Origin of the sequence: Veillonella sp. (assembly GCF_018364065.1) — a bacterium.
In the GTDB taxonomy this organism is placed as follows: domain Bacteria; phylum Bacillota; class Negativicutes; order Veillonellales; family Veillonellaceae; genus Veillonella_A.
In genome coordinates this window covers 1-23,854 of sequence record NZ_JAGZMO010000003.1, presented here as the reverse complement: position 1 = coordinate 23,854, position 23,854 = coordinate 1, and the positions used below count along the sequence as shown (strand labels likewise).

Genomic DNA, 23,854 nt, shown 5'->3' with positions numbered 1-23,854 from the left:
ATAATTCCGCCCCTTTAACCTTACATATAACTGTGTTTTGCTCACTTTTTATTTATATTTACACTAATACCTTTGCTTATTGGTACTACGCATCTAACTCATTGGTAACTTATTCATACATATTCAGTTAGTTGTAGTTTATTTTTGCTTATTTTCCCAAATATTTATCTGCCAACGCGCCTAACCATGCCACACCTTTAATCATGTCCGCTTCGTCAATGTCAAAACGTGGATTGTGATGAGGTGCTTTAATGTCGGAACCTAAGATCATATACGTAGCCTGACCGCCCCGTTCGATAACACGACGCATAAAGTACGCACAGTCTTCGCTGCCGCCACCGGAATAGGAATAGTCCACTCGTTCAAAGAGTTTTGTTCCTTCTGCCAAAGTCTGCACATCTTTCGCCAACTCTTCGCTGTTCAATACAGCCGGAGTGCCACCGGCCTTCACAATATCCACCGTGCAATCGTGCATCATGGCTGCGCCGTTTAAAATGGTACGGCAACGTTCTTCCATATATTCGTTCACGTCCGTAGTTTCACCGCGCACTTCCAATTTTAAAGTGGCACGATCCGGAGTTACATTGCGGCCTGTACCGGCTTCTAAAGTACCTACATTAATACGGCTGATGCCGCCGGAATGACGGGCAATAGCCTGCATATTCAATACAGCTGTACAAGCGGCCAACATGGCATTCTTCGCCTTTTCAGGGCTTGCACCTGCATGGGCTGCATAGCCGGAAAAATGAGCATCCAGCTTCGTAGTAGCCAAGAAGCCCGGATCACTGCAAGCCAACGCGCCGGTCAACGCACGGTCAATGCCGATGTGCATGCCGAATAAAGTGTCCACGTCATCTACGACGCCCGCTTTCATCATGGCATATGCACCGCGTACCCCTTCTTCTGCCGGCTGTACAATTAATTTTACTGTCCCTTTAAATCGATCTTTATTGGTAGCAATGTATTCGGCCAAGCCTAAGAGCATCGTCAAATGAGCATCATGGCCGCAGGCGTGCATAGCATTTTCGTGAATCGATGCAAAGCCATTGTCACAAGGAAGATGACCGCTTTCCTGACTTTCGCTTACATCATTAGAGTCAATATCGGCACGGAACGCCACTGTAGGGCCTTCTGTTTCAAAATGCATAGTCGCAACTAAGGCTGTTTTGCCATAGCCGAACACTTCCACCCACGCAGGATCCGCCCCTTCTGCAACGGCTCGCTCCATAGCGGCTTTCATGGTTGCCTCTGAAGGAAGACCCATACGGGAATCTAAATCGAGAACCTCCGCACCGGCGGCCACTTCATAGCCTAACTTAGTTAATACGGTAGCTGCAAACGCGGCCGTACGATATTCCAGCCAGCCCGGTTCCGGATGGCGATGCAAATCGCGACGACGTGCAATATATTCCTCTTTTTTAGACTGTGCAAATTCAATACTATTCATTAAAACCTCTCCTTTTTCTCTACGTGTTTCAGATACACCGGTTAGCCGTTCAGAATTTCAGTCAACTCCGTTTCAACTCATTAATAAAATTTATCACTTTATTTTATAAGTTGAATTGGGGATACTACCGATTTTATACACTTCCTATACACTCATTATACATGTATTATACACCTCTTATGCTCGTTGACTATATGCAAATATAGGACAAGCTGCCAACAAGATCGGTGTTAAATCATCTCCATGTGCGGCCCAACGACTAAAATGTACTCTTATCATACGATAAGACAAGGTGCCTGCACAACAAGTCCATTATATGTATACATGTATACATCGTCCCTATTTATTGCGATGCCACCTATTATTCGCTATAATCCGTGTTATAGATTTTTATAGGTATTCGAGGTTTTATACGTATTTATGAAAAATTATGGTTTTTACTTATTAGAAATTATTTCCATGCACCATTAATTTATTTTATAAATACATATACGGTCTCACAAAAGAGAGAAAAGGGAGATGTATTATGATTATTGCCGGTTCTATTATTGTTATTGCCACCATCGTATTGTTAATCCTGAAATACGATGCCAAGGTGGTATTATTGGGCGCAGGTTTCTTAATGGGCATCATCGGCGGCGTACCGATGGACATTTTCAAAGCCTTTGAAAAAAGCATGACCAGCGCCGGTTTGATTACATCCATCTGCTCCTGCATGGGCTTTGCCTTGGTTATGAAATATACGGAATGTGACAAACATTTAGTAAATCTCTTAGCCAGTGTAATTAAACGCGTTCCATTCTTCTTGATTCCCGGCGTAGTAATTGCCACATATCTTATCAACGTGGCCTTACCAAGTGCAGCCGGTACAGCCGCTGCGGCCGGCGCCGTGTTCATACCGCTCATGATGTCCGCCGACATTCATCCGGCCATGGCTGCCGCTGCTCTAAAAGCCGGTACATACGGCTCCATGTTAAATCCGGGCCTGGCTCACAACGCCTTCGTTGCTAAATTGGCGCAGGCAACACCAATGGATGTAATTCACTTCCACTACCTTGCCAACATTGCTTCTTTGATAACAGCTTGCGTAACCCTCAGCTTAGTGGCCTACTTCACCAAAGAATACAAAGGTCACAAAGCGGAAGGATTGGAAATCGATTCCAACTTCAAAGTTAACTTCGTTTACGCACTTATGCCGATTGTTCCAATTGCCATTTTATTATTAGGTGCCACCAAAGTGATTCCGGCCTTCAAAGTATCCGTAGCGGCCGCTATGATCATCGGTGCATTCCTGGCTATTATAGTCACACGCAAAAGCCCTCGTGAAATTTCCAATAATTTCTTCAACGGCATGGGCGACGGCTATGCAAAAATCATGTCCATCATCATCGCGTCCGGCGTATTCGTTGCCGGTATGGATTCCATGGGTCTCGTAAAAGCCTTCACAGTAGAAATGATGCAAAACCCAGCCATCATGAAAGTGGCTGCCGCAGTTGGTCCATTCCTGCTCGGCCTTATTACCGGTTCCGGCGATGCGGCTACCATGGCATTCAATGAAGCCATTTCATCCCACGCTATGGACTTCGGCATGACAACGATTCAAATGGGTTCCATGGCAACCTTGGGCGGTACCTTGGGCCGTACCATTTCCCCAATCGCCGGTGCCACCATCATCGTTGCCGGTATTGCAGGCGTAAACCCATTAGAAGTTACCAAACGTAACGGGATTCCAATTATCTGTGCCTTAGCTGTAGGATCCTTAATCTTAGCTTTAGGCTATTAATTTGTTTACAATAATTACACACTTGTTCACAGGAAAAACTCATTTTTTCATCGTTTTTTGAAAAAAAAGCTTGCCAACAATTTAATTTGTGGTTTATAATGTGAAAAACTACTTAACGAAAGGAGCCTTACAGATGATGAATCAAATCAGCACAATTAACAGCCAATACTTCTACTTTTGGTTCTTTATCCACTCTACGGGTAAAGGACTATTTGGGCTACGCTGATTTAGGTTATCATAGCACGGCTTAGTATAGTGAAGGAGCTACCCGTATTGTCACGGGTGGCTCCTTTTTTATTATGTTCTTCGGAAAAACTCCTATTTAAAAATGAGTAGCATAGTAGTACGGTTGACAGTTTTTCGAAGCATTGCGCGGTAAGTAGCAATTGGTAGGCGGCTCACATTTCAGAGCCTTGTATTAACGATATGGAGGAAATATCATGATTATCACACTAAAAGACAATGTATCACCTGAAGAGTTACAAAAGTTACGCAACATGTTAGAGTCACAAGGTTTTCAAGTTCATCCGTCTTCCGGACAGCATTACTCCGTTCTCGGCATCATTGGTGATACTGCTTCTTTGGACAAACGTCAAATCGAATCTCTTCCTATCGTAGAAAAAGTAACGCGCATTCAGGAGCCTTTTAAAAAGGCCAACCGCAAATTCCATCCGGATGACACTATCGTGGATGTAGGCGGCGTTAAAATCGGTGGCGGTCACTTCGCCATCATCGCCGGTCCTTGCTCCGTAGAAACTCCGGAACAGGTACTCGCTACAGCGAAGGCCGTAAAAGAGGCCGGCGCTACGATTTTACGCGGCGGCGCTTTCAAACCGCGCACCTCGCCATACTCCTTCCAGGGCATGGGACCAAGCGGTCTTGAATTACTCCTGTTAGCCAAAGAAGAAACAGGCTTGCCAATCGTTTCCGAAGTAATGGATCCATCCCAACTCCAGTACTTCGATGACGTAGACATGCTTCAAATCGGCGCCCGCAATATGCAGAACTTCACTTTGTTGAAAGAAGTGGGCAAGCTGAATAAACCGGTTCTTTTAAAACGCGGTCTCAGTGCTACTTACGAAGAATGGTTGATGGCCGCTGAATACATCATGAGCGAAGGGAACACACAAATCGTCCTTTGCGAACGCGGTATCCGCACCTTCGAAACAAAGACACGAAACACCTTGGATGTTACGGCCATTCCAATGATTCACGAATTGAGTCATTTACCGATTATTATGGATCCGAGCCATGCAGCCGGCATGAGCCGCATGGTACGACCACTTTCCTTGGCTTCCACCGGCGGCGGTGCAGACGGCCTCATGATTGAAGTTCACAACAATCCGACAACGGCGCTGTGCGACGGTCCACAAGCGCTTTGCCCTGAACAATTCAGCGCTTTAAGCCGTGAAGTATTCACCTTGCGCGACCTTATAAGTCCTATCTTATAAGCCCAACGTACTATTCAACAGAAAGGATTTATAATGGAACGGATTACCATTGAAGCATCCACACCCTATGAAGTAATTATAAAACAGGGCGCACTCCTCAATGTGGCACCCTATGTAGAAGAAGTCAAGAAACCGTGCTCCGTAGTCATCGTGAGCGACGATAAGGTGGCACCGCTTTATCTGCAACCGGTAAAAGAGGCTCTCACAAATGTAGGTTATACTGTACATGAATATATTTTCCCGAACGGTGAAGCGCAGAAAAACTCACATCAACTGATTGATTTAGTTGAATTTCTGGCCGGCAAATCACTCACACGTCGAGATTTACTCATCGCTCTTGGCGGCGGTGTCGTAGGGGACATGGCCGGCTTTGCAGCCGCCACATATTTGCGCGGTATCGACTACATTCAAATGCCTACAAGCCTGTTGGCTGCTGTCGATTCCTCCGTAGGCGGCAAAACAGCCGTCAATCTCAGCGCCGGCAAGAATCTGTGGGGCGCCTTCAAGCAACCAATCCTAGTGTTGTGCGATCCGCAAGCGCTCACCACTCTGCCGGACGAAGAATTTAACAATGGTTGCGGCGAAGTTATAAAATACGGCATGCTGGGCTATCCGGAGCTGCTGGACATGTTGGAAAAAGCACCGCTTACAGCCTCCAGCCAAGCCTATGTGAGCCGCATCATTTCCTTCTGTGTAAAAGCGAAAGCTGCTGTAGTCAGTCAGGACGAGTTGGAAAAAGGCTTGCGCCAGCTGTTAAACTTTGGGCACACGTTCGGGCATGGCATTGAAATGGCCAGTCATTTTACCATTCATCACGGTCACGCCGTCGCTATCGGTATGGCCATTATGATGCGTAGTGCAGTCAAAGAAGGTTTTATTCAACCAACTGAATGTGAACGCTTCCTCAACATCTTAAAGACACATCACTTGCCGACTACAACCGACATTACAGCGGATATTTTATGTGAAGCCGCCTTACACGATAAAAAGAGTCACGGACAAACCATTACTATCGTTCGTCCCGACCGCTGGGGACACTGCGAGCTCGTTACCGTGCCTCACAGCGAACTGCCTCAATACCTTGAAGTATAAAATATGAGGTATAAAATATGAGATATAAAATAATATATATAGCCATATAGTCTGATTCCATCCGTTCGCATAGAACTGTCCATATATTCCGCAAGGAGGTCTTCATGCATCGTATTACTAATTCTGTACCGACCGGTACAATCGGGGCCATTCCCGCTAAAGCACATGCTCACCGTGCGCTCATTGCGGCGGCCCTGAGCACTACACCATCCACATTGCGCATTGCCCACTACTCCAAAGATATTGATGCGACCATCAATTCCTTGCGGGGTCTAGGCGCTCAAATAGAAAAAACAGCCACCGGCGTAACTGTGCAGCCAATTGGTCATCAAGTTTCGGTTGCACCTGCAACTGAAACTGAAACTGCAACTGAAACAGCATCGGCTTCAACTTCCGTGCCCGCATCAGGTTCCACAACTACATCGGCATCCGGCACCTCTGCTCAAACGGCACCGTATATTGATGCGCACGAGTCAGGTACTACCTTGCGTCTCCTTCTTCCTGTAGGCGCCGCCATCGCATCCGATGTGCACGTAACCGCAGCAGGCCGTTTACCGGACCGTCCATTAGAACCGTTAAAAAGCCAAATGGAGGCCCATGGAGTTTCCTTTTCCGCACCAAAACCACCATTTACCATGAGCGGTCATTTACAAGGAGGCCACTTCGAATTGGCCGGCCATATAAGCAGTCAATTTTTCTCCGGCCTTTTATTAGCCGCTCCCTATATGAAGAGCGAAGATATAGATTACTCGAAGTCCGCAGGCCTTGTAAATACAGTAGCATCTTCCGATCAAGCAACTGCTGTTACAATAGAGAGCACCACTCCGCTTCAATCGCGAGATTATGTAAATCTTACCATCAAAGTAATGAAAGATTTCGGCGTAACGGTGAACACGAAAGGCGACGGCTTTTCCGTTCCTCTTCTGGCACAGTATGTAGGCCAAACGGATTATGCCATTGAAGGAGATTGGTCGAACAGTGCCATCTGGCTTGTGGGCGCCGCTTTAACCGGCCAACCACTTACTGTTACCTGCCTGGCTGCCGATTCTGTACAGGCGGACCGCCGCATCATTGATGTAGTTCGTCAGTCCGGTGCCACTGTTGAGTGGGTAAACGCCGTACCTGAAAAAGACGCGAATCACAAGCCTAAGAATAATCTAAACGCGACATCGCAACATACCATCGCTGACTTACTATGCACCGGCAAAGCAACAAAGCCACTTCATGTAGACTTGGAGCAAATGCCCGACCTACTCCCTGTATTGGCCGCTCTCGCCTGTGGCATTGAAGGTAAAAGCGAATTTATAAACGGCGAACGCCTCCGTCTTAAAGAATCGGACCGCCTTGTAGCCGTAACCAATCTGGTCAACGACCTGGGCGGTCACGCATATTGCGTAGGCGATAATCTATATATTGAAGGAACCGGTAGCCTCGAAGGTGGCACCGGTGACTGTTGCAACGACCATCGCCTCGTCATGGCCGGCACGTTAATGGCTCTAATCAGCCGTAACGATGTACAACTTAAAGACAGCGAGGCAATTACCAAATCCTATCCTTTATTTTTCGAACACTGGAACCAATTAGGAGGCAATGCTCATGAGCTCTAATTTCGGTAAAGATCTAAATGTATCCGTATTCGGTGCATCACACGGTCACGCCATCGGCGCCGTAGTAGACGGCTTACCATGCGGCGCGTCCGTTAATATAGAAGAATTAACACGTTTTATGAAACGCCGTGCACCGGGACAAAGTCTCATTGCCACACAGCGTAAAGAACCGGACACACCGGTTTTCATGGCCGGCCTCGTAAACGACCGACTCAGCGGTTCGCCACTGGCTTTTTATATTGAAAATACCAATCAGCGCTCCGCTGACTACAATAACTTGCGCGATGTACCTCGTCCGTCTCACGCCGATTACACGGCCCGCGTCCGCTACGGCGACTACGTTGACCTTCGCGGCGGCGGTCACTTCTCCGCTCGTTTGACGGCACCACTTTGCTGCGCCGGCGGCATCGCCATTCAATTACTGGCGGCCAAAGGTATTCGCGTAGGTGCCCATCTGCGCCAAATCGGTCATATAAAAGACGCCCCTATGGACTATGTAAATCCACCAATGGATGCTATTCATGAGGTAGGTTTTGAAACCTTGGCCATGGTAGACAATCAGTCTCGCCTTAACGCCATTACCTACATCGACGAGTTGCGCCAAAACGGCAACTCCACCGGCGGCATCGTAGAAGTATTCGCCACCGGCATGCCTGTAGGCATCGGCAATCCAAACTTTGACGGTGTGGAAAACCGCATAGCCCGTGCCATTTTCGGTATTCCCGGCGTAAAAGGCATTTCCTTCGGCAGTGGCTTTGACGGCGTTACCGAAACCGGGGCTCAGCAAAATGATCCATTCCGCATCGACGAAGCGGGCATTCACACAACCAGTAATAACAGCGGTGGTATCCAGGGCGGCATCACTAACGGCATGCCATTAGTAGTACAAGTTGCCTTAAAGCCAACCGCTTCCATTTCACTGCATCAAAAAAGTATTAGTTTTTCTGAAAAAAGCAATGTAGATTTACAAATTAAGGGCCGCCACGATCCATGCATCGCCGTACGTGCCGTGCCGATTGTCGAAGCAGTCACAGCCTTAGTTTTACTAGATTTACTATTACCTCACTATGAAACCTTACCGGATAAAAAGGAGCGATAATGATGAGCACGGAACCACACAATCAGGAACCACCCAAGAATGGACAACATACCGCTTCTTTCGGTCTGTTAGGAAAAACATTAGGCCACAGCTACTCGCCCTTAATTCATAAATCCCTGGGCAATGAGGTATACAGCTTATTCGAACGAGAACCAAACGAGTTGGACAACTTCTTCGCTGATCCGGTGCTTCAAGGATTGAATGTAACAATTCCATATAAACAGACAGCCTACCAAGCCTGTGCCGAAGTGTCTGACATCGCCCGACGAATGGGCGGCGTGAACACCATGGTTCGCCGCAAAGACGGTTGGTACGGCCATAATACAGATTACGAAGGATTCATTTACATGGTAAAACGCGCCGGCATCTCCGTATCCGATAAAAAAGTGGTAATCCTTGGCGATGGCGCTACAGCGCACATGGCCCATATGGCCTTAGAGGATCTAGGCGCTCGAGAAATCGTCCATTTATCTCGAAAAACAGAGCCTTTATATAAAGACGCGCCAGTTGTAGGCAAAGGCTCTCAGATTCTAGTGAATACAACACCTGTAGGCATGTATCCGAACTGTCCGGAACAGTTAGTTAACTTAGACGATTTTCCAAATCTGGAAGCCGTAGTCGATGTGATTTATAATCCTTATCGTACGGCACTGCTCATCGACGCAGAAGAGCGAGGCCTCATCACCACTGACGGTCTGCCAATGTTGGTAGGGCAAGCTGTAGGTTCTGCCCGGCTATTTCAAAATAAAGATTTTTCTGATGAAGAAATTGAACAATTAATTCAGCAAATTCGCTATAAACAGGAAAACATCATCCTCATCGGCATGCCCGGTGTAGGTAAGACGACGGTAGGTCGCAAATTAGCCGCCTTATTAAACCGACCTCTCGTCGATTGCGACGCTATCTTTGAAGAGCGCCACGGTCACCCATCCAAATATATCTCCACTCACGGTGAGCCTGACTTCCGCGACAAAGAAACTGCTATATTGCGGGACATGAGCAAAGAAACGGGCCTCATCATCGCCACAGGCGGCGGTGTCATCACAAGACCTGAAAACTATGCACTACTCCGTCAGAATGGCCGACTCTACTGGTTAAAGCGACCTTTAGAAATTCTCGATACAGAAAACCGTGTCTTATCCAACGGTGGTTTAGAGCGTTTGCAAAACCTATACAAAGTGCGTAAACCATTATACGAACACTTCGCACAATGCGAAGTGGACTATGTAACACCGGAAGACGGGGCGCAGCAGATTGCTGATGAATACAACGATCATTATAAGATTTAATTAGAACCTCAATTATGAAATTAAAGTTTAACTATATAATTGACATTTTAGCTGCATATAATTAAAGCCTTAATCCTATAAGCTTGCTCTGATTATGCATTTTGCATAAATCATATATTTTTCAAATTAATCTGTCAGATGTATATATTAAAATCACTAATCAGTTTATATATACATATCTCACAAATAAGTTTTGTAAAGTTTTTGTAAAATTAATGCAAACTTCTATAAGAAAAATGAAATATAAGTTAAAAAATCTACCGAATTACTCCTGATTACACTGTTATCAGATTTTAGTAATTTGGTAGATTTTTTTATAAACAAAATTATAGTCATCAGGTCATCTTACTATGACTATTAAAACCAGTCCTTAACCAACTCATTTTGTATGTACTAAAGTAAGTATTAAACTTAAATAAGTGCCATAAAAAATATTGCAAAATATACTTTATAAGTCTATTATATATTCAATGAATAAACAATGAAGCTAGTAATGTCTCTATGGCAAGAAACATTACTTTGTAAAGAAGCATTACGCCATTTGTATCAAAAGAGAAGTATAGGAGTGTAGTATAGTATGAGCAGCAAAACTATAATTACAAAAAAAAGTTTAAAAAAATCGTCAGTAGCCGTCACAGCTACCGTATTAGCACTTATGAGCGGAGTATCCGTGGTTTCGGCAGAACACCTTGATTTAACTGCTGAGGGAACAACTCATCCGAATAAAGTTTATACAACAGATAAGACATTGACTACTACTATTGGATTTGATAACTATGCTACTAACCAGGCAACGGCAATAGGCATAGGTAACAATGCAACCAGTTGGGGAGACTACGGTGGTATCGCTGTAGGCAGACTCAATAAAGCTTTAGTTGGTGCTGTTTCAGTGGGCTACAACAACTATAGCTCCTCTAAGTCTACTGTAATAGGTATTGATTCACGTGCAGTAGGTGGTATCGCTATCGGTAATAATGCAAGCTCTTCTAAATGGAATGTAAGTGATAAATTTACTGATGTTACTCAGGCGGATTCTGCCATGGCTATTGGTAATAACGCCTCTGCTATTAATGGTATGGCTATTGGCTCCAGCGCAAAGTCTTTCCGTATTGGTACAGCTGTCGGTAATTCTTCTAATGCATTATATGGTGGGGTAGCACTTGGTAGTGGAGCCACTACAGGCAGTGCGGCTTATGACCCTTATCGTGGCGGCGGAGTCGCTTTAGGTCAATATTCCTATGCTAATCGTGCTTCCGGTTTTTATGGATATGTACCGTTAAATGATGAGTGGAACACAACTTTATCTACAAATCCTGACACTATGGCATCTGATATAGCCTTGGCAAATGCAACCGGTAATCAAACTGTCATTAATGGTGTAAATAAATTTTATAGTAATATTTCAGAAGATACCTATAAAGGATGGCAAGATTTACGCAAAGATTATGTTACAAAATTGAAAGCTTATGATGATCAAGTAGCTACAATGACAGCTAAAACTTATGCGACTGAAGCTGATCGTCAAGAGGATTATACAAAATTAAAAGAATTAGATGCAGCAAAAACTACAGCTATCAATACTTTGAGAGCTTATGAAAAAGATAAGGGCATTAGTGAATCTGCTGTAATAGCCAAGGATTCTTTCTTATCCACCTACAAATCCACCTATGGTGCTGTTAGCGTAGGTGCTAATGACAAAACTCGTCAGATTATCAACGTGGCAGCCGGTACGGAAGACACGGATGCGGTTAACGTTGCTCAGTTAAAAACTGTTGCCAACAAAGTAAGCACGATTGATACAACAACTACAACTAACGGTGACAATATCACTAAATTACAAGCCGGTTTTAATGTGGCTGTTGGCGGTACTACAACGAATATCGCTCTTGGTGGTGATACAGCACCTACTATTACCTTTGCCGGAGATGACAATATTAGTGCGGCTATTGATGGTAATAAGATCACATACTCCCTCAACAAAGATGGCATTACTAATACATTAGATGACACTTTTGTTAAGGTTGATGCCAGCAACTTGACCGGTGACACTAACATTAACAACTGGAAAACTGTTTTAGGTATTACTGATGAAGATTTAAGCAAAGCCGGTGCTTGGGAATTACAGGTAAATGGTATTAAAGCAAATGTTATCGGTAAAAACGGCATTGTAAACTTTGCCGATGGTACTAAAACTGCTGTTACTTATAATGCAGATAAAAATGCTGTAGTTGTAGATTTGAATAAAGATACAATCGATCAAATCGACAATAACACTAAAAATATTGCAGACAATACAACTAAGATTACCAATCTTACAGACCGTGTAGACAATATCGACAATTCCATTAAAAACATTGTTAACGGCAAGGGCACTTTAAATGTTGTGGGTGATGAAACTACCGGTGTTAAAGTTGACCAGGTTGATTCCAATGATCCAACTAAAGGTCTTAAAGTAAGTCTTGGTGATACCATTAAAGTTGGTGATATTTCGATTGGCACTAAAGACGGTTCCAGCACTATAACCGGTCTTACTAACACAACTTGGAATCCAGATAATTTCCAAGCTGACCGTGCCGCTACGGAAGGCCAATTAAAAGACGCTTTGGGTCAGGTTAACAGCATGGTAACACCAACTAAAATTACCGGTGACGGCAACATCCAAGTTAAAGAAAACGGCAAAAATGATTTCAGCCTATCCTTGAATAAAGACCTTAAAGTTGAAAATAGCATTTCCGTTGGTGGTAATACTTACATTACCAACGAAGGTATTAACGCCAATAACCAGGTTATTAAAAATGTGGGCGAATCTGAATTAGTATCCGGCTCTCATGATGCCGCTACTGTTAACCAGGTAGTAACTGTTCGCGATGATTTACAAAAATCTATCGATAGCGTGGCTTCTGAAACTATGAACAACAATGAACAAATTTCCCGCTTGGGCACTGATTTGAACAAAGTGGCTGCCGGTGCTGCTGCATTAGCCGCTTTACATCCATTAGATTTTGATTCTAATGAAAAATTGACCTTTGCCGTTGGCATGGGCGCTTATAAGAGCGAAACAGCCGCTGCTGTCGGTGCATTCTATCGTCCTAACAACGACATTATGTTCAACTTTGCTACTGCTGTAGGTAATAACGATAACATGTATAATGCAGGCATTTCCTTCAAATTCGGCGAATCTTCCCCATATAACAATATGAGTAAGACCGAAATGGCTAATAAATTAGAAGCACAAGATAAGAACATTGCTTCCTTACAAGCTGACAATGACGAATTAAAAGCTCGCTTAGCTAAACTAGAAGCAGCCATTGCTAAATAGCAGATTAATAAAAGGAGCCTTATAAATAGGCTCCTTTTATTTTATTAACTATTATATTGCTTACTAATTGTTACCCTCCATTTATATAATGAATTAACCTAGTCCTATAGCTTCAAAAGGAATAGTATTAAAATAATATTTACAATTTACAGATTTAATATAATTTAGCATATCCCTGTACTCTTCATTAGCTTTATTTTTAAACCAGTCGTTGAAAATAAAAATATATTCAACATAAAAATTTATAGGATTGCATAACTTTTCATACTCTTTCTTCATAAAATCACAGTTAGCAGGTTTTACGTCTGTAGAACCTGCTTTATCTTGATATTTTTTTTCGATTATATAAACAGTACGATTTATAAAATTCACAAAGCATTCATCAGGAAGCCATCTTTTTGAATTATATTCTTTGTAATCTATCCCATGCATTTCCAAAAAAACAGTATAAAAGTTATATTTATTAACAGATAATCCAATTTGATAGCCATTATATAATACTTGATGCTCTGATGTAACTATATATCCTTTTTCTTCTAATGCATCATTTAGAGATGTATCTCGTTCGAAACGAAGACCATTAAAATTAGTATTAGCTCCACCACCAAATCTATTAGGCTTTCTTGCCATTTTTTTATTCCCCTCCCCAATAAATCACTTTAACTAGCTTTAGAGTTTAAACTCTAATTTTCCTCCAAGCTTTAACTATTCTATCGATTAATTATACAGTATTTTTTCATTCATTAACACCTCGCTCGAAATAATATCAGTGAATTTCAAGGTAGACTTTTAAATTATTCAATAGTATGATTTAGATAAATACACATATAAAGGAGGTGTAACAAATAGAATTAAGACCTACCGTTTTTTATCCGGAGCAAACAACACTCTGGTCATTTCCCAATAGAGGTAGATGGGCTACACATTCAGGACAATATCGAGGAAATTGGTCTCCTTATATTCCAAGAAATTTAATCCTTCGATACTCTAAGCAAGGCGAGTGGGTATTAGATCAGTTTCTAGGAAGCGGCACTACATTGATTGAGGCTAAGTTACTTAATCGTAATGCTATTGGCATAGATATTAATCATCAAGCACTTAACCGTTCTAAAAAAAACCTTACCTTTAAATTCCAATCTAAGTCAAAAATCTTTTTACGCCATGGTGATGCTACAAATTTATCCTTTATTCAAGATAACAAAATTGACTTTATATGTACCCATCCACCTTATGCTAATATTATTAAATATAGTCACAATATTGAAAATGATATTTCATTATTAAATCTAAATGATTTTTTAACTGCATTAAACAGTGTTGCCTTAGAGTCCTATAGAGTTTTGAAGAAAAACAAATTTTGTGCGGTTATGATTGGCGATATACGAAAAAATGGAAATGTAATTCCATTAGGGTTTAAAACATTAAATATATTCATGAATTCAGGCTTTAGTTTAAAAGAAATTATTATTAAAGAACAACATCATTGTAGAGGTAGTAAAAAATGGGAGTTATTAAATAAAAATTTTTTAATGTTAGCCCATGAGTATATTTTTGTTTTTTATAAATAATAATTAATTACACCTCGACTAAGAATTATTGTATTAAGCGACTCAATCTCGTATAATTAAAAAGATAGCCAGTATAGAAAGAGGAGCAAAAATGACGAATAAAAAGATAGTGCCATTTGTTAAATGGGCTGGTGGGAAAAGACAATTGCTCGATAAAATATTAGAAAGACTGCCTCACTCATATAATAGCTATTATGAACCTTTTATAGGTGGTGGCGCGGTTTTATTTGAGTTACAACCCCAAAAAGCAATCATCAATGATATAAACAAAGCATTAATCAATACATATAGAATTATAGAGAGTTCTCCTAACGAGTTCATTCAATCAGTTCAAAAATTAGATTCGAATATCCTAGAAGATGGAAAAGAGTATTACTACGCCTTAAGAGATCACTATAATGACAAGTTAATGAAAAGTGAATTTGATATTGAACTCGCAGCATTGTTTGTTTTTATAAATAAACACTGCTTTAATGGCCTTTATCGTGTCAATGGTAAAGGGCTATTTAACGTACCATATAATAATAGTAAAAGAAGCTCTATTGATATAGAGTCAATTCTTCTCGTCTCAAACTTTTTAAAAAATGTCACTATTTTGCAAGGTGACTTTGAAGATGCTTGTAGCAATGCCAAAAAAGATGATTTTATTTTCTTCGATAGTCCTTATGCCCCTTTAAATCCCACTTCTTTTGAGTCGTATACAAAGGAAGGCTTTGATATAGAAAGTCATACGCGATTAGCTAAACTCTTCGATAAACTCACTGCTAAAGGATGTTATTGTATGCTTACCAATCATAATACTCAGTTTATCAATGAATTATATGGTAATAAAGGATATAAAATTGATGTTATTAGCGTTAAAAGATCTATTAATTCAGATTCCTCAAAACGAACAGGAGAAGAAGTAATCATCTGTAATTACTAGGAGGTAATGTTTTGAATCGACTATTGAGTAAAAAGCAACCATACTTTTATGAGAGCAACAATGCTCAACTTATTCATGGGGATTCACTTAAACTACTCTCAAAATTCAAACCAGAAAGTATAGATATGATTTTTGCAGATCCACCATACTTCTTAAGTAATGATGGTATTACATGCCAAGGTGGCAAAATGGTGTCTGTTAATAAAGGGCTTTGGGATAAAATTGATGGTAATATAACATCTATCGCTGATAAACACAAATTTAATCGTCGATGGATACGACAATGTAAACGCATATTAAAACCTAATGGGAGCATATGGATTTCTGGAACACTCCATAATATTTATTCTATAGGTATGGCACTTGAACAAGAAGGATATAAAATAATTAATAATATTACTTGGCAAAAAACAAATCCTCCTCCTAATCTTGCTTGTAGATGTTTCACACACTCTACGGAAACAATATTATGGGCACAAAAAGCTGATAAAAAATCACGTCATTATTTCAATTACGAATTAATGAAAGAAAAAAATGGTGGAAAGCAAATGAAAGATGTTTGGACAGGTAGCCTTACTAAACAATCTGAAAAAAAGGCAGGAAAACACCCAACTCAAAAACCGGAATATCTGTTAGAGCAAATTATTTTATCTTCAACGGAACTTAACAATACTGTATTAGATCCATTTTGTGGATCTGGTACAACAGGAGTAGTAGCTAATCGCTATAACCGAAACTTTATTGGAATCGATTTGAATCTTGACTATTTAACAATTACTAAACAAAGATTGGAGTGGGAAAATAATGGGGTATAGAGATTTTGACGAGTGGTTGGGAAATTTTAGGCCAAGTATTGCTAACTATAATTATTATATTGACTTTAATAAGGTCATAAAAAATGTTGAAAAAGTAAAAGTCGAATTAAATATCTTAAATTCCCTCATTAATTCCCCAAATATTGAAGATGAATTTGAGCTCATTATCAGCAGATATCCCGAGACATTACGATGTATTCCATTGCTTTTAGCTGTAAGAAGCAATGAAATATATGCACGAGATGAAGATGGTGATTTTTGCTATAATTTTAAAACCAAGAATTACAATGTTTCTCAGTATAAAGAATTTATGCGAAAAACTGGATTATTTGATATGCTAGAAAACCATATTGTAAATAACTTAGTTGACTACGCATTAGGTATTGAAACCGGTCTCGACTCAAATGGCCGAAAAAATAGAGGTGGCCATCTAATGGAAGATTTAGTAGAAACTTTTATTATAGATGCCGGATTCATAAAAAATAAATCGTACTTTAAGGAAATGTATTTAAGAGCAATTGAAAGAAAATGGAATATAGATTTATCTGCCCTCTCTAATAAAGGAAAAGCTGCAAAGCGATTTGACTACGTAATTAAAACAGATTCAATGATTTATGCGATAGAGACCAACTTCTATGGCTCAAATGGTTCAAAATTAAATGAAACAGCTAGAAGCTATAAGATGATTTCTCAAGAAGCTGATACAATAGATGGATTTACATTTGTTTGGTTTACAGATGGTATCGGTTGGAAAAGTGCAAAAGAAAATCTTAGAGAAACCTTTGATGTTATGGATAACATATATAGCATTGATGATATGGAAAAGGGCATTATGAATAAACTTTTTATTTAGCTTAAAATGATATTATTATAAGAAAAACCGCAAGAACATAGTTCTTGCGGTCTTTTCTATTATACTATTTCTTAATGCTTTATGCTCCAGCCTTAGCCGCTTTAAATTTCTTAATCATTTCATCGGCTACTTCCATGCAGTCTCCAACGATGCCATAGTCACATACTTTGAAGATGGACGCTTCTGGATCATTGTTAACGGCGATGATTAAATCAGAACCTGTAATACCTGCTGTATGCTGAATAGCACCGGAAATACCGAAGGCAATGTACAGTTTAGGGGCGATTGTTTTACCGGTCTGACCGATTTGTCGACCCAATTCATACCAACCTTTTTCTACGATTGGACGAGTAACGCCTACAACACCGCCAAGCACTTCCGCCAATTCTTCAAGCTTTTTAAAGTTTGCCGGATTACCTACACCGCGGCCGCCGGCCACAATGATTTCTGCTTCTTCAATATTGATGTCGTTTTTATCAATATTAATCATTTCTACGAAACGATTGCGAATATCTTTTATATCCAGCGCCACATCTTCCTTCGTAATCGTGCCTTTTCGAGATGTATCGCGTTCCGGCATTTTAAATACATTAGGTCGAACGGAGCCCATCTGTGGACGATGTTCCGGACAAATAATTTCCGCCAAAATGTTACCGCCCAAAGCCGGTCTTGTCCAGTCAACCAAGCGATCCGCTTCGTTAACAGATAAAATCGTACAGTCCGCAACAACGCCGTTTTTCATGCGACCCGAAATACGCGGAGCCAAGTCACGGCCGTCATTAGTGGCACCAATGAGGATAACGTTTGGTTTATTATGGGCAAAGAAATCGGTAATAACCTTTGTATATCCGTCAGTTGTATAGCGAGCGAGAAGCGGATGTTCAAAAACATGCACAAAATCAGAACCGTATTCCACCAGACTCTGTGCTTCCTGCGCAACACTTTCACCTAAAATCAATGTATGTACGTCTTCATTAAGCTGATCCGCAATCAGGCGCGCCTGACCGATAAGTTCATAGGTTACTTTACGCACTTGGCCATTGAAGCAGTCAGCAATTACATATACACCTTTGTAATCTTCAAACACGTGAATCCCTCCTTACGCTCTTACAACAGCTCTCGCTTAGTCAACACATCTACAATGGTAGTCACTGATTCAGCCGCACCATTCGTCAACATAGTGCCTGCAGAACGCATAGGAGGACTGTATACTTTACGAACTCGCGTTGGCGACCCTTTAAGACCTAAACGAGTCGGATCCGTTTCCATATCCTTAGCTGTAATTTGTTTAATTTCATAGTTAAATGCGCGGATAGAGTTTAATAAGGTTGGATAGCGCGGTTCATTGAGCGCTTTCACGGCCGTAATAAGAAGCGGCATATCTGTGTCGAGTACTTCAAAGCCTTCTTCGTGCTCACGATGCGTGCGCACATAGCCGTCTTCCACTTTAATATCACATACGTAAGTTACTTGTGGAATTCCCAATTCTTCCGCAATTTGCGGACCAACCTGAGCCGTATCACCATCGATAGCCTGTTTGCCGCAGAAAATCATGTCGAACGGTTTCCCTTGATCTTGCTGCACCTTTTCAATGGCCTTCGCAATTGTATAACTGGTGGCCAATGTATCGGCCCCGGCAAAGGCACGGTCTGTAATCAGATATGCTTCATCAGCACCTAAGGATACACATTCACGCAATGCTACCTGCGCCTGTGGCGGCCCCATGGTAATAACGGATACACGAGTACCGGGATGTAAGTCTTTCACCTTTAACGCCGCTTCCAACGCATTCATGTCAAAGGGATTTACGATACTTGGTAAACCTGTACGAATCAATGTATTTGTTTCAGGATCTAACTTAATTTCTGATGTATCCGGCACCTGCTTAATACATACCAGTAATTCCATAATTTGCCTCCCTATTAACCTTGACGAAATTCAATGCCCTTTGTGTCATCAGGGTATTCCCATTTAGTCACAATTGTATGTCCGCAGAGCACGCGGCATGTACCGCATTCTACACAACCTGCGTAATCAAATGCCAATGTGCCGTCATCATTAAGAGTATACAGACCAACAGGACAGGCATTTACAAGCTTCATCTTTTCCTTCATGTCCGGATAGTCATGAATGATTTCAATATGAGGATGACCTTCATTTACATAGTATTTATTAACGCCTAATTTTTCTTCTAAATTACTCATAGAGCACGACCTCCTTTAAGCATATCCACGGCCAAGTTAATAAGCCCTACGCCGTTTACGCGCTTAATAAGCTTAGGCACGAGCGACTTGGCACCTTCACCGTTAACTGTAAATACATCATGCATAATACCGTTAACCATGCCAGGATATTTTTTGAAGATACGTGGATTATTAAGGAATTCAGGGAAATAACGATAATGTTTCATATCTTTTCCAACGAAACTGTTATTAATTAAAATGTCATAATAACGCATAGCTCCGGCGGAGAAGTCATTCAATTGTTTTGCCTTGATTACTGCATCAGCGGCGTACATACCGGATGCAATGGCAAAGTCCATACCGCGCACAGTATAACCCATATTGATACAGAAACCGGCCGCATCGCCTACAATGGCAAAACCGTCACCACTCAATGTGCTGACAGATTTATAACCGGATTCAGGAACCATATGACCACTGCGTTCTACTAATTTACCGCCTTTAATCAGACGTGCCACCGTCGGATAAGCCATAAATTCATTCATCATGTCTTCAATGGTTGCATCGGATTCGCCAATGTGTTCTAAGCCAACTACAATGCCAAGGGACAGGCTGTCTTTATTAGTATATATGAAACCGCCGCCCATGAGGCCGTGAGTAATATCACCCATAAACAACCAGGATAAACCTTCGTTACCTGTAAGGCCCAAACGATCTTCTAAAACGCCTTTATTAAAGGTATATACTTCTTTTGCACTGACTGCTACGTCATGAACTGTGATTGGTTTACGAAGACCTGCGCGTTCAGCCAACAGGGAGTTAACGCCATCCGCCAAGATAACTACATCCGCTTCCATAGTATCTTTGCCACAACGTACGCCGGTTACTTTACCGCCGGACATTAGCAAATCAGTTACCTGAACGCGGTTAACCACTACAGCACCCGCTTTAGCTGCTTCGTCTACCATCCATTTATCAAATTTGGAGCGAAGCACAACATACGATTCATCCTTCGCTTCACTCGGTTTAGCTTCATACTCTACCGTTGTCGCCTTACCGCCCTCTAAAATAGAAATTCGTTCTTTTGTTACAAATCGTTCCAATGGGGCTTTCGTCCGAAAATCGGGCATTAATTCTTCCAGTGAGTGCGTATAAATACGACCGCCGGTCATATTCTTAGCTCCACCATAACTACCGCGCTCTATTAAGAGCACTTTGACGCCAGCTTTGGCCATTCGATAAGCAGCAGCTGCGCCTGCCATACCGCCACCTACGACAATTGCTTCAAATCGTTCCATGCTTACTCTCCTTAGAATGTAGAAAGAAACCATTACCTTTATAAAAACAATCACATTATTAACAATCCAACGAATAAACAAGTTAATGCAACCATTTTCATATAATTTTGAACCTGTAAGCTTACTTTTTACGGTAAACTGCACAGATATGTTCATTTTTACAGAAAGATTCTGCTTACATTATAATATATTCGAAGTGGATAATAGAAATACCTTCTTATCATGTATTGATATATTCTATAGTTACGCCATTTGAGCATAAAATAAGGGACAGGTCAGAACCTGTCCCTAGTTTATGTTTTTTAATAATAGTAAATTTATAATATGTTTTAGACCAATTTGTCCTTCTTAGACTCTCACAGTCTAAAAAAAGCATTCCTACTGAATTCATGCATCCATTTCATTTTTATATGGACAACTTTTGTCCATGCCGGGACTTTATTTGAATTCACTCTTTCATTAATAAAGGAACTGTATACGATCCATGTGGCATGAGGATAATTGGTGCATCAGCGCCTAGTTTTTCATCAGCAATTTTTAATGCTTCTTCTACGGAATGTACCGGTGTAAAGAAAGCTTCCTTCGCGTAATCATCCGGTAACGCAGACAATAACATAAAATCAGCACGCTTCATCAAACGTGTTACTGCATAGGCTTTATGTCGACCAATTTGGAAATCCTGACGTACATATTCTTCAATGGATTGAATGGAATGATGCGTATGTACAGTTTCATCGAAAATAGCAGAGCCCGAACCTTCGCGGCATTCGGCCAATAGAATAATCACACCGCCCGGTGCCACCGCTTTTACTGCATTATCCATTGTCTTTTGCATCTGGTAAATATTAATATCCTTCGGATAACCGCCGGTTGAGGCAATAACAATCGGCGCCAATACTGTAATTGGCACGCCATTCTGTTTATTTACAAAGTCACAGGCCGCTTTATGTGCAGTAATATAATTACCTGCAAAAACACCGGTAAATTCTTTTTCACCATTCAATACTACATTTAACAGGAATGTCGGTGGGCAAAGAGCTACACCTTCCATCTGATCATCGTAAATCGGATTGCCTTCCAATTCACCAATAGCAGCGCGGTCATCCAGCATTAAACTATGATTCTTGCGAATCGTTTCGTACGACGCTACGCCAGGTAAAATTGCCTTGCGACCGCCGCCAAAACCTGCAAAGAAATGATGTACTACAGAGCCGGTACAAATGATATGATCCGCCTCTACCACGTGGCGATTTAATTCCACCGGCGTGCCGAAAGAAGTGGTTCCTATGTACACGAAATCCTCAGATTTTTTTGCATTGGAGTTAATGAGCGTAATCCGCTTAGCAACTTCAGGACTTACTTCCTTAGCCATTTCGTCCGGTGTCATGTCTCGATGAGTACCTAAAGCGAACACAATTTTAATATGGTCATCAGCGACGCCTATTTCGTTCAAATAATTGATGAGAAGGGGCATAAATACGTGTGTATTGGCAAGGCGCGTCGTATCATTAGCAATAATTGCCACCGTTTCACCGGCTTTAATCAACTCACGCAACGGTTTAGAGTCAATCGGATTGTCCAACGCCTCTAAAATGGCACTCTCCGGATCAGGAAGCACCGGTGTCTCCGCCATGTGCAAATCCCCGATAACACGTTTTTCATCCAAGAAAAAATCAATGAAACCATCGCCATAATGAAATGAGTATGTCTTCATACCATAACCTCCTTACATTATTCCTTACATTAATAAAAATCGTCTTTTTTTAATCAATTTTTATTAATCAATGACCTTTAATATATCATTAAGTTTAGTCACTTCTATCTGTCCGGGCGCAGACGCCTGTTTTGCAGCACCAAATGTCATGGCATTACCGAAAACACTTCCGCAAATTCGACTAACAATCCCTAATTTACCCATGGACATAGTAATAATAGGTTCATCCGGATACTGCCTCTTAACCATTTCTGTAGCTCCTAATAATGTAAGTACATCTTCAGGTGTATTAGGCATACAGGCCAATTTAGCAATATCAGCGCCGGCCTTTTTCATACCTACAAGACGTTCTATAATCTCCTCAGCGGCCGGCGTCTTATCAAAGTCATGATTACTCATCACCACAGTTACACCATGCTCTTTGGCTAATTTAACCGTATTTTTCATAGCCTCTTGATCAAAGAAATACTCTATATCAATAGCGTCTGCATAGCGGGAAAGAATCACTGCCTCTAATAGTGAAAAATAATCTTTAGATATTATTTCCGCTTCGCCACCTTCATTCTTCGTGCGCCATGTAAAAAGCAAACCTTTATTATTATTAAGCTTAGGTCGAAGTTGGGCCAATAATCCAAGTATCTTTTCAATCGAGTCATTACCATCAAAGTAGTCTATACGTAACTCTGCCACATCAAAGGGCTTATCAAGCAAATACTTACATTCCTCAAGCAAAGCCTCTACAGTCTTGCCAACAAGAGGCACACATATCTTCGTTCGCCCATCCCCTAAAACAACCGGACCAATACTTACCATTTATACCCTCTCATTCCCTAATCTATAAGAATAAATAAATCTCGTAATAGTATCTTTAATTTACTATACCTTATTTATGGAATTAATACTAATATTATTTAGTATACGGGCAGTTTGTAGCGTTGGATGAAGCAGCCTGACGAGATACGGGGTAACTCATCAATAAAAGAAAAAGGCCTCTCGGCTCACCGCCTTGCTTCGCTCGCTACATTAATTCATCATAGTATACACTAAGATCCAAATTGCTTTGCAACTTCCTGCTCAGTGGCTGTGGATTTCGCTTCGCGAAATCTTACGCCATGAGCTAAGAGATTCGCACCTATTTGTGCGTCGCACTGCTCCTTCAAATAGGGCTCACTACTTATCCCTGGCCGCTATTGTACTTTTTCCATTGTTGGCACATCGTGGTAAGTTGGCTGGAATCAGCCTGACGAGATACGGAGTAGCTCGTCAATAAAAGAAAAAGGCCATACCCATTCGGGTATGACCTTTTCTTTTAATCAATCAGCAACTTCCTATCCTTCCGGGCCGCTTCCAGCCAAGTACTTTCGGCGTTTACGAGCTTAACTACTGTGTTCGAGATGGGAACAGGTGGAGC

Annotated in this window: 19 protein-coding genes and 1 rRNA gene; 11 read left to right on the top strand and 9 right to left on the bottom strand. The window is 41.4% G+C overall.

Translation table 11 applies throughout. The annotated features are described in order from the left end of the window. Positions 1-148: 148 nt before the first annotated feature. Positions 149-1,447 (bottom strand): amidohydrolase, encoded by a 1,299-nt coding sequence (locus tag KHZ77_RS03625; RefSeq protein ID WP_295195821.1) that lies wholly within the window; start codon positions 1,445-1,447, stop codon positions 149-151. Between the two features lie 526 nt (positions 1,448-1,973). Between KHZ77_RS03625 and dcuC the strand changes: the two genes are divergently transcribed. The 7 genes from dcuC to KHZ77_RS03590 all read left to right on the top strand — a co-directional run bounded on the left by dcuC (position 1,974) and on the right by KHZ77_RS03590 (position 13,087). Beyond that, positions 1,974-3,230: a C4-dicarboxylate transporter DcuC gene (gene dcuC / locus KHZ77_RS03620; RefSeq protein WP_295195819.1), complete on the top strand. Its 1,257-nt coding sequence runs from the start codon at positions 1,974-1,976 to the stop codon at positions 3,228-3,230. A 440-nt stretch (positions 3,231-3,670) separates the two neighbouring features. Then, the gene (gene aroF, locus KHZ77_RS03615; protein ID WP_295195817.1) at positions 3,671-4,681 is read left to right on the top strand and encodes a 3-deoxy-7-phosphoheptulonate synthase; all 1,011 of its coding nucleotides are present in this window, start codon (positions 3,671-3,673) and stop codon (positions 4,679-4,681) included. Positions 4,682-4,714: 33 nt separating this feature from the next. Beyond that, a complete protein-coding gene (gene aroB / locus KHZ77_RS03610) occupies positions 4,715-5,773 on the top strand; it encodes a 3-dehydroquinate synthase (protein ID WP_295195815.1) in 1,059 nt (352 codons plus the stop codon). 104 nt (positions 5,774-5,877) lie between these two features. Then, the gene (locus KHZ77_RS03605; protein ID WP_295195813.1) at positions 5,878-7,380 is read left to right on the top strand and encodes a 3-phosphoshikimate 1-carboxyvinyltransferase; all 1,503 of its coding nucleotides are present in this window, start codon (positions 5,878-5,880) and stop codon (positions 7,378-7,380) included. Then, the gene (aroC, locus tag KHZ77_RS03600) at positions 7,370-8,479 is read left to right on the top strand and encodes a chorismate synthase (protein ID WP_295195811.1); all 1,110 of its coding nucleotides are present in this window, start codon (positions 7,370-7,372) and stop codon (positions 8,477-8,479) included. The genes KHZ77_RS03605 and aroC overlap by 11 nt, the downstream gene beginning before the upstream one ends. Before the next feature lie 2 nt (positions 8,480-8,481). Continuing rightward, positions 8,482-9,768, top strand: a complete 1,287-nt coding sequence (locus tag KHZ77_RS03595; protein ID WP_295195809.1) for a shikimate kinase — start codon at positions 8,482-8,484, stop codon at positions 9,766-9,768. A 655-nt stretch (positions 9,769-10,423) separates the two neighbouring features. After that, positions 10,424-13,087 carry a YadA-like family protein gene (locus tag KHZ77_RS03590; protein ID WP_295195808.1) on the top strand — a complete coding sequence of 888 codons (2,664 nt, stop codon included), beginning with the start codon at positions 10,424-10,426 and terminating at the stop codon, positions 13,085-13,087. A 93-nt stretch (positions 13,088-13,180) separates the two neighbouring features. On the opposite strand, the gene KHZ77_RS03585 is transcribed toward KHZ77_RS03590, so the two are convergent. Beyond that, positions 13,181-13,717, bottom strand: a complete 537-nt coding sequence (locus KHZ77_RS03585) for a hypothetical protein (protein ID WP_295195806.1) — start codon at positions 13,715-13,717, stop codon at positions 13,181-13,183. 215 nt (positions 13,718-13,932) lie between these two features. Here KHZ77_RS03585 and KHZ77_RS03580 point away from each other — a divergent pair, with 215 nt between their 5' ends. The 4 genes from KHZ77_RS03580 (at position 13,933) to KHZ77_RS03565 (ending at position 17,248) form a co-directional block, all read left to right on the top strand. Then, the gene (locus KHZ77_RS03580) at positions 13,933-14,655 is read left to right on the top strand and encodes a DNA methyltransferase (RefSeq protein ID WP_295196300.1); all 723 of its coding nucleotides are present in this window, start codon (positions 13,933-13,935) and stop codon (positions 14,653-14,655) included. Between the two features lie 91 nt (positions 14,656-14,746). Then, complete coding sequence (locus tag KHZ77_RS03575) at positions 14,747-15,580, top strand: Dam family site-specific DNA-(adenine-N6)-methyltransferase (protein WP_295195804.1); 834 nt, start codon at positions 14,747-14,749, stop codon at positions 15,578-15,580. Between the two features lie 11 nt (positions 15,581-15,591). After that, positions 15,592-16,395, top strand: a complete 804-nt coding sequence (locus KHZ77_RS03570) for a DNA methyltransferase (protein WP_295195802.1) — start codon at positions 15,592-15,594, stop codon at positions 16,393-16,395. Continuing rightward, positions 16,385-17,248 (top strand): type II restriction endonuclease, encoded by an 864-nt coding sequence (locus KHZ77_RS03565; protein ID WP_295195800.1) that lies wholly within the window; start codon positions 16,385-16,387, stop codon positions 17,246-17,248. The genes KHZ77_RS03570 and KHZ77_RS03565 overlap by 11 nt, the downstream gene beginning before the upstream one ends. A gap of 79 nt (positions 17,249-17,327) precedes the next feature. Here the strand turns inward: KHZ77_RS03565 and KHZ77_RS03560 are convergent, their stop codons facing one another. The 7 genes from KHZ77_RS03560 to rrf form a co-directional block, all read right to left on the bottom strand. Beyond that, a complete protein-coding gene (locus KHZ77_RS03560) occupies positions 17,328-18,341 on the bottom strand; it encodes an electron transfer flavoprotein subunit alpha/FixB family protein (protein ID WP_295196298.1) in 1,014 nt (337 codons plus the stop codon). Positions 18,342-18,355: 14 nt separating this feature from the next. Beyond that, on the bottom strand, positions 18,356-19,156 hold the full coding sequence (locus KHZ77_RS03555) for an electron transfer flavoprotein subunit beta/FixA family protein (RefSeq protein ID WP_295195798.1): 801 nt from the start codon (positions 19,154-19,156) through the stop codon (positions 18,356-18,358). A gap of 14 nt (positions 19,157-19,170) precedes the next feature. Next, the gene (locus KHZ77_RS03550) at positions 19,171-19,452 is read right to left on the bottom strand and encodes a ferredoxin family protein (protein WP_295195796.1); all 282 of its coding nucleotides are present in this window, start codon (positions 19,450-19,452) and stop codon (positions 19,171-19,173) included. Continuing rightward, on the bottom strand, positions 19,449-20,729 hold the full coding sequence (locus tag KHZ77_RS03545; protein WP_295195794.1) for an FAD-dependent oxidoreductase: 1,281 nt from the start codon (positions 20,727-20,729) through the stop codon (positions 19,449-19,451). Before KHZ77_RS03545 ends, KHZ77_RS03550 begins: the two co-directional genes overlap by 4 nt. Before the next feature lie 448 nt (positions 20,730-21,177). Next, complete coding sequence (gene larA / locus KHZ77_RS03540) at positions 21,178-22,443, bottom strand: nickel-dependent lactate racemase (protein ID WP_295195792.1); 1,266 nt, start codon at positions 22,441-22,443, stop codon at positions 21,178-21,180. Between the two features lie 63 nt (positions 22,444-22,506). Beyond that, positions 22,507-23,256 carry a type I 3-dehydroquinate dehydratase gene (aroD, locus tag KHZ77_RS03535; protein ID WP_295195790.1) on the bottom strand — a complete coding sequence of 250 codons (750 nt, stop codon included), beginning with the start codon at positions 23,254-23,256 and terminating at the stop codon, positions 22,507-22,509. Between the two features lie 502 nt (positions 23,257-23,758). Further along, positions 23,759-23,854: ribosomal RNA gene (gene rrf, locus KHZ77_RS03530) — 5S ribosomal RNA — on the bottom strand; the annotation flags it as partial.